At 62.6% G+C, this 14252-nt stretch carries 8 protein-coding genes, 2 tRNA genes, 2 rRNA genes, 1 pseudogene and 1 riboswitch (1 of these 14 only partly in view); of the genes and pseudogenes, 5 read left to right on the top strand and 8 right to left on the bottom strand.

The window, feature by feature from the left end:
• From AB7535_RS42320 to AB7535_RS42305, 4 genes are all read right to left on the bottom strand, one after another.
• A 23S ribosomal RNA gene (locus tag AB7535_RS42320) occupies positions 1–242 on the bottom strand; it reaches 2631 nt to the left of the window's first position.
• 414 nt (positions 243–656) lie between these two features.
• Positions 657–732: transfer RNA gene (locus AB7535_RS42315), tRNA-Ala, on the bottom strand.
• 33 nt (positions 733–765) lie between these two features.
• A tRNA-Ile gene (locus AB7535_RS42310) sits at positions 766–842 on the bottom strand.
• 188 nt (positions 843–1030) lie between these two features.
• Positions 1031–2519 (bottom strand): 16S ribosomal RNA (locus tag AB7535_RS42305).
• Together the 16S and 23S rRNA genes with 2 tRNA genes alongside form the textbook arrangement of a ribosomal RNA operon.
• A gap of 1134 nt (positions 2520–3653) precedes the next feature.
• On the opposite strand from AB7535_RS42305, the gene AB7535_RS42300 reads away from it, so the two are divergent.
• The 3 genes and pseudogenes from AB7535_RS42300 to AB7535_RS42290 all read left to right on the top strand — a co-directional run bounded on the left by AB7535_RS42300 (position 3654) and on the right by AB7535_RS42290 (position 6430).
• On the top strand, positions 3654–5717 hold the full coding sequence (locus AB7535_RS42300) for a M23 family metallopeptidase (RefSeq protein ID WP_354114284.1): 2064 nt from the start codon (positions 3654–3656) through the stop codon (positions 5715–5717).
• A gap of 110 nt (positions 5718–5827) precedes the next feature.
• Positions 5828–6080 (top strand): annotated as a pseudogene (locus tag AB7535_RS42295) (hypothetical protein); the annotation flags it as partial.
• An 83-nt stretch (positions 6081–6163) separates the two neighbouring features.
• Entirely contained in the window at positions 6164–6430 is a 267-nt protein-coding gene (locus tag AB7535_RS42290) for a hypothetical protein (RefSeq protein ID WP_014491677.1), read from the top strand.
• 79 nt (positions 6431–6509) lie between these two features.
• Here AB7535_RS42290 and clpB read toward each other — a convergent pair whose 3' ends face one another.
• Complete coding sequence (gene clpB, locus AB7535_RS42285; RefSeq protein WP_354114285.1) at positions 6510–9152, bottom strand: ATP-dependent chaperone ClpB; 2643 nt, start codon at positions 9150–9152, stop codon at positions 6510–6512.
• A gap of 241 nt (positions 9153–9393) precedes the next feature.
• Here clpB and AB7535_RS42280 point away from each other — a divergent pair, with 241 nt between their 5' ends.
• A complete protein-coding gene (locus tag AB7535_RS42280) occupies positions 9394–10182 on the top strand; it encodes an MOSC domain-containing protein (RefSeq protein ID WP_208068854.1) in 789 nt (262 codons plus the stop codon).
• A gap of 125 nt (positions 10183–10307) precedes the next feature.
• Here the strand turns inward: AB7535_RS42280 and AB7535_RS42275 are convergent, their stop codons facing one another.
• Complete coding sequence (locus AB7535_RS42275) at positions 10308–10994, bottom strand: NlpC/P60 family protein (protein ID WP_063985774.1); 687 nt, start codon at positions 10992–10994, stop codon at positions 10308–10310.
• A gap of 215 nt (positions 10995–11209) precedes the next feature.
• Between AB7535_RS42275 and AB7535_RS42270 the strand changes: the two genes are divergently transcribed.
• Entirely contained in the window at positions 11210–12073 is an 864-nt protein-coding gene (locus AB7535_RS42270) for an alpha/beta fold hydrolase (RefSeq protein ID WP_354114286.1), read from the top strand.
• A gap of 59 nt (positions 12074–12132) precedes the next feature.
• Here AB7535_RS42270 and metW read toward each other — a convergent pair whose 3' ends face one another.
• Both metW and metX read right to left on the bottom strand, forming a co-directional pair.
• Positions 12133–12795, bottom strand: a complete 663-nt coding sequence (gene metW / locus AB7535_RS42265) for a methionine biosynthesis protein MetW (protein ID WP_063985776.1) — start codon at positions 12793–12795, stop codon at positions 12133–12135.
• Positions 12796–12810: 15 nt separating this feature from the next.
• Positions 12811–14013 carry a homoserine O-acetyltransferase MetX gene (gene metX / locus AB7535_RS42260; protein WP_354114287.1) on the bottom strand — a complete coding sequence of 401 codons (1203 nt, stop codon included), beginning with the start codon at positions 14011–14013 and terminating at the stop codon, positions 12811–12813.
• A gap of 85 nt (positions 14014–14098) precedes the next feature.
• A riboswitch (SAM riboswitch) is annotated at positions 14099–14178 on the bottom strand.
• Positions 14179–14252 lie beyond the last annotated feature (74 nt).

Genomic DNA, 14252 nt, shown 5'->3' with positions numbered 1-14252 from the left:
AAATCCAAAACCTCTTCGATCGAAATCTAAAGGCCTAGGCATCTCTCATTTCTGATCGAACCCCACACCAATGTCTTTCGACAAAGGTCTTGGAGTTCCGGCTATCGAAGGTGGGTTTCCCCATTCGGAAATCCATGGATCAAAGCTTCTTCGCAGCTCCCCACGGCTTATCGCAGCGTAGCACGTCCTTCATCGCCTCTCAGCGCCAAGGCATCCACCGAACACCCTTAAGGCACTTGATTGCTCTCATTATCAATGTCCACACACTCGGCAGAATGTTGTCTGTAAGAACTGCCTTGCGGCGCGCGCCCTCGATGAACGCTATTCTCACAGCCGGACAATGATTAGAAAGACCAGCTTGCTTCGTAAGATCGTTCCGATAGCGAGGCGGTCAAGCTTCGCTAAAAGGATCATTTACAACTCGCATTCCTCTCAGAGGCAGCCTTGCGAGCTACGTTGAAAGGCGCACGAGCGCCGAAATGATCCGGAGATAATGAAGTATCGCGCAACAATTGCTTGTTGCCCGATCCAACTCGGATCGATCTCCTCTTTACGATGTCAGAAATCACGCAGCTCACTGTCCATCCGGACTAGTAAGTGCGAAGTGATGTTTCGCGGACGATTTAGATGCACGATCAGTCGATGATCAAACCATCTGGTGGAGCCAGACGGGATCGAACCGACGACCTCATGCTTGCAAAGCACGCGCTCTCCCAGCTGAGCTATGGCCCCGTAACCAGAAGACGAATGCTCACTCGATGAGTGTGGTGGGCCTGGGAAGACTTGAACTTCCGACCTCACGCTTATCAAGCGCGCGCTCTAACCAACTGAGCTACAAGCCCCTAACGCATATCCAGTCAAGGACCAGGGATTCTGCAAGGTTGCAGCCCCAGCGCGTGTTCGTCCGCGAAGAAAGAGAAACGAAGACGGCGAAATCCCGCCAATGCAGCTCAACAATCCTGACGATCGTTGGCCACTGATGTTTCTAAAACGGTTCGATAGAAGCAAGCTTCTGAAGAACCATCCTTAGAAAGGAGGTGATCCAGCCGCAGGTTCCCCTACGGCTACCTTGTTACGACTTCACCCCAGTCGCTGACCCTACCGTGGCCGGCTGCCTCCATTGCTGGTTAGCGCACCGTCTTCAGGTAAAACCAACTCCCATGGTGTGACGGGCGGTGTGTACAAGGCCCGGGAACGTATTCACCGTGGCGTGCTGATCCACGATTACTAGCGATTCCAACTTCATGGGCTCGAGTTGCAGAGCCCAATCCGAACTGAGACGGCTTTTTGAGATTTGCGAAGGGTCGCCCCTTAGCATCCCATTGTCACCGCCATTGTAGCACGTGTGTAGCCCAGCCCGTAAGGGCCATGAGGACTTGACGTCATCCCCACCTTCCTCGCGGCTTATCACCGGCAGTCTCCTTAGAGTGCTCAACTAAATGGTAGCAACTAAGGACGGGGGTTGCGCTCGTTGCGGGACTTAACCCAACATCTCACGACACGAGCTGACGACAGCCATGCAGCACCTGTGTTCCAGGCTCCGAAGAGAAGGTCACATCTCTGCGACCGGTCCTGGACATGTCAAGGGCTGGTAAGGTTCTGCGCGTTGCGTCGAATTAAACCACATGCTCCACCGCTTGTGCGGGCCCCCGTCAATTCCTTTGAGTTTTAATCTTGCGACCGTACTCCCCAGGCGGAATGCTTAAAGCGTTAGCTGCGCCACTAGTGAGTAAACCCACTAACGGCTGGCATTCATCGTTTACGGCGTGGACTACCAGGGTATCTAATCCTGTTTGCTCCCCACGCTTTCGTGCCTCAGCGTCAGTATCGGGCCAGTGAGCCGCCTTCGCCACTGGTGTTCTTGCGAATATCTACGAATTTCACCTCTACACTCGCAGTTCCACTCACCTCTCCCGAACTCAAGATCTTCAGTATCAAAGGCAGTTCTGGAGTTGAGCTCCAGGATTTCACCCCTGACTTAAAGACCCGCCTACGCACCCTTTACGCCCAGTGATTCCGAGCAACGCTAGCCCCCTTCGTATTACCGCGGCTGCTGGCACGAAGTTAGCCGGGGCTTATTCTTGCGGTACCGTCATTATCTTCCCGCACAAAAGAGCTTTACAACCCTAGGGCCTTCATCACTCACGCGGCATGGCTGGATCAGGGTTGCCCCCATTGTCCAATATTCCCCACTGCTGCCTCCCGTAGGAGTTTGGGCCGTGTCTCAGTCCCAATGTGGCTGATCATCCTCTCAGACCAGCTACTGATCGTCGCCTTGGTGAGCCATTACCTCACCAACTAGCTAATCAGACGCGGGCCGATCTTTCGGCGATAAATCTTTCCCCGTAAGGGCTTATCCGGTATTAGCACAAGTTTCCCTGTGTTGTTCCGAACCAAAAGGTACGTTCCCACGCGTTACTCACCCGTCTGCCGCTGACGTATTGCTACGCCCGCTCGACTTGCATGTGTTAAGCCTGCCGCCAGCGTTCGCTCTGAGCCAGGATCAAACTCTCAAGTTGGACTTGAACTTTGAACCGGCTGATCACAACGTTTGACGAGGTCCCACCATTATTTCGACAACCGAAGTCGTCGAGCTGCCCGCGATTCACATCGCTGGCAGCGATGGTGTTTCCTTTAAAACGTGTACCGCCGAAGTCTTTCGTCCCCTCTCAGAACTCAAAAGCCGAAGCTCTTCAGTGTCCGAGAGGCGCAAGGACTCCGCCGTCCACGTTTCTCTTTCTTCATCTTCACTTGTCAAACAGCCCGGGACCAGGAGGCCCCAACCTTCCAGAGTGGAAGGGTTCCGACACCCTTACCGACGATGAATGAACTCCAATCGACTTACGTCGACTGTTGTGTCACTCAACAAGGTGAGGAGCATCAGTGGCGCGTTCGCTCGCCTTGGTCATTGACCCGGCGGCGCCGCGCTCAGTGGTCGGGTTATAGGCCCCCCCGCCCGGGATTGTCAACGCCCATTGTCAACAAATCGTCGCACGGTGGATCATCGAAAAAAATCCAGCGATCCCAGTCAATTAGAAGGGCCGCCAATGGCCGGATCAAAGCTGCACCGCAAAAAATCTCAAAAAAAGCTTGCCCGCCGGCGGGCTCCGGAGGGGGCTTTGGACGCCTCTCCAGGCACCCTCCCCCGGCGTCCTTCCAGACGCCCCCGGGGCCCGGACAGGCGGAGGCCCATTCGGGCCGGACCGAGCCCTCGTCCATGGCAGACGAGCCCCATCCAAGGCTGGACCGAGCTCCACCCCAGGCCAGACCTAGTCCCCCGGCGCCTGCCAGACGGGCTTCTTGCGCCCGGCCGTTCAGGAAACTTTTTCCATATTAGGCGCCGTACTAGAGCCACAATCCCGCGGCGTTCTGGTACAGACGAGCTTGAATCGCGGGATGCCAGTGGGGGCTGCCGGCGATTTTCATGGGGTCAGAGGAAGGCGATCTTGCAGATGACGCAGCCTTCCTTCGACATTCGAGAGACATCGAGAGACCTTTACCCGTCCAGCTGTTCGTAATTTCGGCCGGCCCATCGAGGGCTTTCTGAGCGCGGGCGCCTGTGCGGCTTGCCTTTTCCGGCGATCCCCCTTCAAGAGGGCGGCCAGGAAGGGTTCGAAAGCAGGCATCTTGGGTCGTTGATTGGGGGACTTGGTTTGAACCACAGGACGTCGCGCGGCGCTTACGGGCGTGAGACCGGGATCATCGATCTCGGCCACGAGCCGCCGCTGTCCGTCGATGGTTCCGAGGCCGCCGTCATCGATCGCCGCCGCGTTTCCGTGCAATGGTTCAGCGGGACAATTCTGACCGGACTCTGCGGCGCAGCCCTGATCGGCGGCGCCGTTTTCGCTTCTCTCGACGGTGAGATGACCTTCGCCAAGGTGCCTGAGCGCGTCGAAGGCGCGCTGCGCGGAGCATTCGGCGCGGCCGATCGCGCCGCCACGCTGCACAAGAGCGACCGCCTGCCGCCGCCGAACGAATCCACGGCCTCGCGCAACATCATGCGCGTCTCCACCGTCGCCCGCGTCGGCAACCGCGACGTGATGCGGGTGCGCCCGTTCGTCCGGATCGCCGGCAATCTGTCGATGACGACGAGCGATCTGTCGGCGAAAATCCCACCGTTCAACGCCCAGCGCCTGCTCACCGATGTTGGCTCCGATCCGAAGACCGCGGCGGAAGATCCGAACAATCCCGAAGCCGTCGAGCCCGATGCCGAAGTCTCCTTCGTCACCAAGGACCTGTCGCCGGTGCTGCCGAAGGCCAAGATTTCCGCCGTGGTGGCGCTCGACGACATCCTGATGCGGGTGCGCGACGCCGCCAACTGGCGCGGCAATGGCGGGGTGCGCTACGCCTCGCTCGCCAATGCCACCGCCGACGTCTCCGGCGCGACCGGCCCCTCCGACATGAAGATGGCCTACGCCACCGAAGCGTCGCCGTCCGATCCCTATGCCGGCTTCGAGACGCGCGTGGTGCCGGAAAACGTCACGCTGCTGCCGAAGACCAAGGAGCAGATCACCGGCGGCAATCCCAACGGCGAGCGCGTCCACGTGGTCAAGAAGGGCGACAGCGTCGGCTCCGTCCTGCGCGATCTCGGCGCGACGGCCGAGGAGATCAAGGCGATCACCGCGACGCTCGGCCCGCGCGGCCGCGACGGCGGCCTGAAGGAAGGCGAAAAACTCCGCATCCTGATGGCGCCCGCAAGCCCCGGCGCCCGCCTCCAACCCTATCGCGTCGTGGTTGCAAACGACACCATGGTCGAGGCGATCGCGGCGCTGTCCGATCTCGGCAAATACGTCGCGGTCGACGTCTCCAGCATGAACACCGTCGCCGATGCCGCGGCCAACGCCAACAGCGACGACGATGACGACGATGACGGCACCGGCGTACGGCTTTACCAGAGCATCTACGAGACCGCGATGCGCAACAAAGTCCCGATGCCGGTCATCGAGGACATGATCAAGATCTACTCCTACGACGTCGATTTCCAGCGCAAGGTGCAGCCGGGCGATTCATTCGACGTGTTCTATGCCGGCGAAGACGAGGGCGTGACGTCGAGCGAAAAGAACGACGTGCTGTTCGCCTCCCTCACGGTCGGCGGCGAGACCAAGAAATACTACCGCTACCAGAGCCCCGACGACGGCGTCGTCGACTACTATGACGAGACCGGCAAGAGCGCGAAAAAATTCCTGGTCAGGAAGCCCGTCAACAACGCGATCATGCGCTCCGGCTTCGGCGGCCGCCGCCATCCGATCCTGGGCTATGTGAAGATGCACACCGGCGTCGACTGGGCCACCTCCTACGGCACTCCGATCTTCGCTTCCGGCAACGGCGTGCTCGAGAAGGTCGGCCCCGAAGGCGGCTACGGCAAATATATCCGCATCAAGCACTCCAACGGCTACGAGACCGCCTACGGCCACATGTCGGCTTTCGCCAAGGGCATGGAGATCGGCAAGAAGGTGCGGCAGGGCCAGGTGATCGGCTTCGTCGGCTCGACCGGCCAATCGACCGGCCCCCACGTCCACTACGAAATCCTGGTCAACGGCCGCTTCGTCGATCCGCTGCGCGTAAAATTGCCGCGCGGCCGTTCGCTGGAAGGCACGGTGCTGGCGGGCTTCGAGAAGGAACGCGACCGGCTCGACGCCATGATGAGCGGCCGCAATGGCGCCATCGCCCGCATTTCGGACGCAACCGGCGGCCCGTTGCAGGTCACCAACCGCTGATCCCTCAACCGGCCGAAATCGACCGGACATCTCTGGAAAAACATGATCTGGATGCGACGTCGTGGAACGACGTCGTTTCACTGCGCCACAACGTCAAGTTTTGTTTGCCAAAGCGGCATCAAGGCATCGCGCGCGGGAGCGACGGCAGGCTGATCGTGGCGGAAGTGGGCGCCAGGCGACTGATCGAGATCGCGCCGGACAGCGGCAAGGTCACCGAGATCGCTGCCAATCTTCCGATCGGCCTGACGGGCGCACCCGGCGGCCTGCCCAGCAACATCCCGACCGGCGTCGCCATCGGCCTCCGGCGTCATCTACTTCTCCTCCGATATCGAGAACGCGATCTACAAAGTCACCAGGAAGTAGCGCGGAGGAAACCTGCCCGGTGGAACCGGCACGCGAGTTTGCCGGTTAAATGCTGACGGAAGCCGACCAACAGGAGGATCCCCATGCGGCGCCTCTCACGCGACGATGTCGTCAAGACAGTGGATCGGGCCGACGAAGTCACCATCGCCCAGATCATCGGAACCGGCGCGACGGTCGAGGAACTCGCCGAAGCCCAGGCATGGCTCGCCAATGACGAGCCGATGATCAATGATTTGCGCCCGCTGGCGCACGGACGCGTGCGCGAGCTTGTCGACATCCTGTCGGAGCTCGAAGAGGACAGCGACGAGCAAGGTCCAGCCGAACCCGGCTCAACATCCGCGGTCAGCTAGAGCGAACCTCGTCAAAGCAATTCGCCCCGGAGAGTTGGCCTCTCCGGGGCGATTTTTCGTTTTGCAGTGAGCGCGACGATCAGTTCAGTTTCCGCTTCGACGCCGGCGGCGCCTCGAACTGGGCGATCTCCGCAGTCTGCGGCGCCTTGCCGTTGAAGGTCAGCACGTTGCCTTCGGACGAGATCGCGACCGTATCCCCGTCCTTGACGTCTCCGGCCAGGATCATCTCGGCGAGCGGATCCTGGAGGTAGCGCTGGACCACGCGCTTCAGCGGCCTTGCGCCGTAGGCGGGATCCCAGCCTTTCGCAGCAAGCCAGTCGCGGCCCGCGGCATCGAGCGTCAGCACGATCTTGCGATCGGTCAACAGCTTCTGCAGCCGGGCGAACTGGATCTCGACGATCCGGCCCATCTCGCTCCTCTGCAGGCGGTGGAACAGGATGATCTCGTCGACACGGTTCAGGAACTCGGGCCGGAAATGCCCACGCACCATTCCCATCACCTGTTCACGCACGGCTGAGGTGTCTTCGCCCTCCGGTTGATTCACCAAATACTCCGAACCGAGGTTCGAGGTCATGATGATCAGCGTGTTGCGGAAATCGACGGTACGGCCCTGACCATCGGTCAGGCGGCCGTCGTCGAGCACCTGCAACAGGACGTTGAAGACGTCAGGATGCGCTTTCTCGATCTCGTCGAACAGCACGACCTGATAAGGCCGGCGCCGCACCGCTTCGGTGAGCGCGCCGCCCTCGTCATAACCGACATAGCCGGGAGGCGCACCGATCAGCCGCGAGACCGAGTGCTTCTCCATGTACTCGGACATGTCGAGGCGGACCATCGCGGTCTCGTCGTTGAACAGGTACTCCGCGAGCGCTTTCGTCAGCTCGGTCTTGCCGACACCGGTGGGCCCCAGGAACATGAACGAGCCGGTCGGCCGGTTCGGGTCCTGCAGGCCCGCGCGCGAACGGCGCACGGCGGTTGCCACCGCACGCACGGCCTCGGCCTGGCCGACGACGCGCTTTCCGAGCTGCTCCTCCATCTTCAGGAGCTTCTCCTTCTCGCCCTCCAGCATCTTGTCGACGGGCACGCCGGTCCAGCGCGAGACCACCTGCGCGATGTGGTTGGCGGTGACCGCCTCCTCCATCATATCGCCGGAGCCCTCACGCGCCTCGATGTCCGCGAGCTGCTTCTCGAGCTGCGGGATCCGGCCATAGGCCAGCTCGCCGGCCTTCTGGAATTCACCGCGCCGCTGTGCGTCGGCGAGATCGACGCGTAGCGCGTCCAGCTCTGACTTCAGCTTCTGGGCGTTGGAGAGCTTGTTCTTCTCCGCGCTCCAGCGCGACGTCAGGGCCGCGGATTTCTCTTCGAGCTCGCTGAGCTCCTTCTGAAGCCCCTCGAGACGGGTCTTGGAGCCGAGATCGCTCTCCTTCTTGAGAGCTTCCTGCTCGATCTTGAGCCGGATGATCTCGCGGTCGAGCGAATCCAGCTCTTCCGGCTTGGAATCGACCTGCATCTTCAGCCGCGCGGCCGCCTCGTCCATGAGGTCGATCGCCTTGTCCGGCAGGAAGCGGTCGGTGATGTAGCGGTTGGACAGCGTCGTCGCCGCCACGAGCGCGGAATCGGTGATCCGCACGCCGTGGTGCTGCTCGTACTTGTCTTTCAACCCGCGGAGGATCGAGATGGTGTCCTCGACGGAGGGCTCGCTGACGAAGATCGGCTGGAAGCGCCGCGCCAGCGCCGCATCCTTCTCGACGTGCTTGCGGTACTCGTCGAGCGTGGTGGCGCCGATGCAGTGCAGCTCGCCGCGCGCGAGCGCGGGCTTGAGCAGGTTGGACGCGTCCATCGCGCCGTCGCCCTTGCCGGCGCCGATCAGCGTATGCATCTCGTCGATGAACAGGATGAAATTGCCCTCGCTCGCGGTGACTTCCTGGAGCACGGCCTTCAGCCGCTCCTCGAACTCGCCGCGGTACTTCGCACCCGCAATCAGCGCGCCGAGATCGAGCGAGAGCAGCTTCTTGTGCTGGAGGGTCTCGGGCACGTCGCCATTGACGATGCGCAGCGCGAGGCCCTCGGCGATGGCGGTCTTGCCGACGCCGGGCTCACCGATCAGCACGGGATTGTTCTTGGTCCGGCGCGAGAGCACCTGGATGGTGCGGCGGATCTCCTCGTCGCGGCCGATGACCGGGTCGAGCTTGCCGTCGCGCGCAGCCTGGGTCAGGTCGCGGGCATATTTCTTCAACGCGTCATAGGCGTTCTCGGCGGTCGCCGAGTCCGCCGTGCGGCCCTTGCGCAGCGCCTCGATCGCGGCATTGAGATTTTGCGGGGTGACGCCGCCCTTGGCCAGGATCGTGCCGGCCTCGCTGGTCTTTTCCAGCGCGAGGCCGAGCAGCAGCCGCTCGACGGTGACAAAGCTGTCGCCGGCCTTCTCGCCGGCCTTTTCGGCGGCGTCGAAAGTGCGGGCGAGCTCGGGGGCCAGATAGATCTGGCCGGCGCCGCCGCCGGAGACCTTCGGCACCTTGTTGAGGGCGTCCTCGGTCGCCTTCAGGATGGCGCGGGAATTGCCGCCGGCGCGGTCGATCAGACCGGCAGCGAGCCCCTCATTGTCGTCCAGCAGAACTTTCAGGACGTGCAGGGTCGAAAACTGCTGATGCCCCTCGCGCACCGCAAGCGATTGCGCTGACTGAACGAAGCCCCTGGAGCGTTCGGTATATTTGTCGATGTTCATGTCTTTTCTTTCCCTCGGCCTGCCCCTGGAGCCCTCTAAGGCACTCCAAACGGCATCTTCATTGGGTTTCCGCTGGACGCGTTGACGTTCCTCAACCGGCAGCGGTCGTTATCAGCCGGCGCTGGCGCCGGCCTGACCCAGATGTGGGAAGCTTGGCCTCGGATCGGAAGAGGCGCGTTCACAATTTCGTGCACGGGTCCGCCTGCTTGGCGCCAGCAGGTCGAATCCCTTAAGTAGCGACATGACAGCCAGCCAGACCGCCGAAATCACCGGCCTTTACCGTTACCCGATCAAAGGCCTGACGCCGGAATCCCTGCCCCGGGTCCCCTTGCGGACCGGCCAGACCCTGCCCGCCGACCGCCGCTACGCCATCGAGAACGGACCGAGCGGCTTCGATCCGGAGGCGCCGGCCTGGAAGCCGAAAATCCAGTTCCTGATGCTGGCGCGCAATGAGCGGCTGGCGTCCCTCGACAGCCGGTTCGAGGACGCGACCAACCGCCTGACCATCCGCAAGGACGGCCAGATCGTCGCCAGCGGCGATCTGGAGACCACTGCCGGGCGCGCCGCCATCGAGGATTATTTCACGGAGAATTTTCAGCCGGAGCTGAAGGGCCCGCCAAAAGTTCTGTCCGGCCGCGACCACAGCTTTTCGGACGTCGCCCGCAAGGTCGTATCGATCATCAATCTCGACAGCGTCCGGGCGATCGAGACCATGCTCGGCGGCGCCGCAGTCAATCCACTGCGCTTCCGCGCCAATCTCTACGTGAAGGGCTGGCCGGCCTGGTCCGAGCTCGACCTCGTCGGCGAGACGCTGGCGATCGGCGAGGCCCGGCTCAAGGTGGTCAAGCGCATCGTCCGCTGCCCGGCGGTCAACGTCGATCCCAAGACCGCGCAGCGCGATCTCGAGATACCGCCGACGCTCTCGCGCAATCTCGGCCACATGGATTGCGGCATCTATGCCGAGGTGATCGCCGACGGCGAGATCGGCGTCGGTGACGCGATCGCGGTGGAAGCGCCGAGATTGGTGTGAGCCGTCCGCCGCTGCCGTAGTGTGGGCAAAGCGAAAGCGTGCCCACCACTCCGGTCCATCTAACTCCGTTGCACCGCCGGTGGGCACGGCGCTTGCGCGCCTTTGCCCACCCTACGGCTCCGTCGTCAGTTCGGCATCACATACGCATAGATCCGGCCGCGCGAGACCGGCGCCTCGCGAACACGATTGCCGTTGTTGCCGGAAATCATGATCGGATTGCCCTGCGCGTCCACGCCGGTGATGATGCCGACATGGCCGCCCCGGCGACCGCGCGACATGACCGCGATGGCGCCGACCTGCGGACCGGAGACACGCGTGCCGTAGCGCGCGAACGAGCTCGCCATGTCGGAGCCGGTGCCCTGATGGCCGGTATGCTGCAGCACCATGTTCATGAAGCGCGCGCACCACAGGCTGCCGCGCCCGGTCGGATTGCCGCCGATATAACGGCGCGCCTCGGACACGAGGCCCGATCCGCCGCCGAAGCCGCCACCGCTATTGGCCATTCCAGGATTGGTCATTCCGTTGTTGGCCATGCCGCCGACATTGGCGTTCGGATTGTAGCTCGCCTGGGTGTCGGCGAAGCCGCTCGCCTGCAACTGCGCCGCGCCGCGCTCGAAGCGCGAGCTGCGGGCATGGTGGCGATAATGACGGTAATGATGATGTCTGGCGTGGTGCACGTAAGCGTGCCGCTCTGCGCTATGACGATGATGCGGCCGCGCTGAGGCCGGAGAAACGAACGCGGCAACCGCCGCGAAGAAAATCGCCAGCGCGACAACACAACGCGACAGGCGAGACGCAAACAACTCCAACATACTTCATCCTTCTTGACACCCCACTTCCCCAATCGGCCCGTGCGATGGCCGGCATCCGTCTGGCCGTTAAGCCGCCGGATGTGGCGAGAAAAAGACGCCACGCCCGCGAATAGCTGCGATGATTTTGTGCCGGTGCTGGCTTGAGGCTGCCGCATTGCGGACAACAACGTTAACTGCAATTCTCCAAAGGCGGCTTGAAGAGAGGGAAACAGTTAATGCCCCACGCCACGACCAGGGATGACGTCCGCATCTATTTCGAAGAAGCGGGTCAGGGAACGCCGATTATTTTTCTGCATGAGTTCGCGGCCGACTACACCAATTGGGAGCCGCAGATGCGCTACTTCTCGCGCGGCCATCGCTGCATCACCTATTCCGCGCGCGGCTACACCCCGTCGGACGTGCCTGATGGCGAGGTCTACACTTACAAGCATTTCTACACCGACGCGCTCGCGGTGCTCGATCATCTCAAGATCGAGCGCGCGCATCTCGTCGGCCTGTCGATGGGCGCCTATTCGTCGCTCCAGATCGGGTTGAACGCGCCGCAGCGCGCGCTGTCGATGACGCTGGCCGGCGTGGGCTCAGGATCGGAGATCGAGAATCTCGACAACTGGCGCAAGCAGTGCCGCGCCAATGCCGAGCAGTTCGAGACGCTCGGCTCCGCCGAGGTCGCAAAGGTCACACGCGAGGCGCCGAGCCGGATTCCGTTCCTCGTGAAGGACCCGCGCGGCCACGCCGATTTCTACGCCGCGCTGGCGCGCCACGATGCCAAAGGCTCCGCGAACACGATGCGCGGCTTCCAGGGCGGCCGTCCCTCGATCTTTGCGATGACCGACGCGATCAGAGGCGTAGCGACACCGGCGCTGATCATCTGCGGCGACGAAGACGGTCCCTGCGTCGGAGCAAGCCTGTTCCTGAAGAAGCACCTGCCCGCGGCGGGCCTCGCGATGTTTCCGAAATCAGGCCACGTGCTCAATCTCGAAGAGCCCGCGCTGTTCAACGAGAGCGTGGAGCGGTTCGTGACGCTGGTGGAAGCCGGGCGCTGGCCGGTGCGCGATCCGCGGTCGCTGGCGGCGCATTAGGCTGCCAGTCGCTGTCATTCCGGGATGCGCCGACAGGCGCAGGCCCGGAATGACGGCAGCTACTTCCCCTGCCCGCGCGTGAGCAGAAACACGCCCTGCTCGCCGAACATGTTCCACACCCACCACGGCAATCGCAGCCGCAATGGACGGCCGTAGAGATCCAGCGCCTCGGCGCGCTCCATCTTGACGTGGATCGCGTCGCAGAGCTCGACGAAATCCTTGATGGTGCAGAAATGGATGTTGGCGGTGTCGTACCAGGTCGCCGGCAGATTCTCGGTGCGCGGCATGTGACCGCCGACCAGGAGCTGGAGCCGCATTTTCCAGAAGCCGAAATTCGGGAACGACACGATGGCACGGCGGCCGATGCGCAGCAGATTCTCCAGCACGACCCGCGGCTGCCGCGTCGCCTGCAGCGTCTGCGACAGGATGACGTAATCGAAGGCGTCGTCGGGATAATTGACGAGATCGGTGTCGGCATCGCCCTGCACCACCGCGAGGCCCTTGGCGACGCAGCGGTTGACGCCCTCGCGCGACAGCTCGATGCCGCGCCCGTCGATGCCGCGGGTCTCCAGAAGCTGGAGCAAATCGCCCTCGCCGCAGCCGACGTCGAGCACTTTCGAGCCGGGCTTGACCATCTCGGCGACCAGCAGATGATCGGCGCGAAACTGGCCGGACTGCTCCGTCGCAACGCCGCCCAGCGGCAGCACTTCCTGCACAGACATCGCTAGCCGTCCTTGTCAGTCAATCCTGGCGGTGAGCCCGCGCGCCTTCCCTGCCGATTGCAGGAAGGCACGGGCGATATCGAAGAATTCGGGCACGTCGAGCAGGAAGGCGTCATGGCCGCGATCGGTCTCGATCTCGGCGAACGACACCCGCGCGCTCGACGCGTTCAGCGCATGCACCAGTGCGCGCGATTCCGAGGTCGGGAACAGCCAGTCGCTGGTGAAGGAGACCACGCAGAAGCGCGTCTCGATGCCCGCGAACGCTTTCGCCAGCACGCCGCCGTGGTCACCGGCGATGTCGAAATAGTCCATCGCACGGGTCAGATAGAGATAGGAGTTGGCGTCGAACCGCTCGACGAAGGACGAGCCCTGGTAGCGCAGGTAACTCTCGACCTGGAAATCGGCGTCGAACGAGAAGGTCGGCAGCTCGCGGTCCTGCATGCGGCGGCCGAACTTGCGATGCAGCGCGGCGTCCGAGAGATAGGTGATGTGCGCGGCCATCCGTGCCACCGCAAGTCCGCGATGCGGATGGATGCCCTGATCGGTGTAGCGGCCGTTGTGCCAGTCGGGATCGGCCATCACCGCCTGGCGGCCGAGCTCGTGGAAGGCGATGTTCTGCGCCGAGTGCCGTGTCGAACAGGCGATCGCCAGCGCGGAGTACACGCGCTTGGGATAGGCCGCGGTCCATTGCAGCACCTGCATGCCGCCCATCGAGCCGCCGACCACCGCGAACAACGTGTCGATGCCGAGCCGGTCGATCAGCATCGCCTGCGCGCGCACCATGTCGGGAATGGTGATGACGGGAAAATCCAGGCCCCACACCTTGCCGGTCGCCGGATTGATCGAGGCCGGCCCGGTCGAGCCCATGCAGCCGCCGATCACGTTGGCGCAAATGATGAAGTAGTGCTGAGGATCAAGAGGTCGGCCGGGACCGACCAGCGTCTCCCACCAGCCCGACTTGCCGGTGACGGGATGCACGTTGGCGACATGCTGATCGCCGGTCAGCGCATGGCAGATCAGCACCGCGTTGGAACGATCGGCGTTGAGCTCGCCATAGGTCTGGTAGGCGATCTGGAACGGGGTGAGATCGATGCCGCAATCGAGCCGCAGCGGCTGCTCGGCGCCGAACTGCGCGACCTGCGAATTCGGATGATCCGCCTCATGCGACCGGTCGTCGGCACTGATCGCGGGACTCGGCACGGACTTCACGCCTACCATCATCGACCTCGTATGCGACACCCGTCAGGCTGCCGCTGGAATCAGGCCATGAAAAACCCGGCCTGAACGATAGGTTCGGCCGGGATCGGAAGCGTCCCCGGCCTGTTTAGCGAGTTTTTTAACGTGGCTGCAAGCCGGCCGGCTCAAATGACCACGGAACGCGCAAAAGCTACTGTCTTGGGCGGTTTTCGTCAAGTCACAGTCCGGATTAGCCAAATTCATCCCTGAAAGGCCGGCCG

It is taken from the genome of Bradyrhizobium sp. 956_D2_N1_4 (assembly GCF_052076025.1).
GTDB lineage: Bacteria > Pseudomonadota > Alphaproteobacteria > Rhizobiales > Xanthobacteraceae > Bradyrhizobium > Bradyrhizobium barranii.
This window is presented reverse-complemented; position numbering and strand designations above follow the sequence as displayed.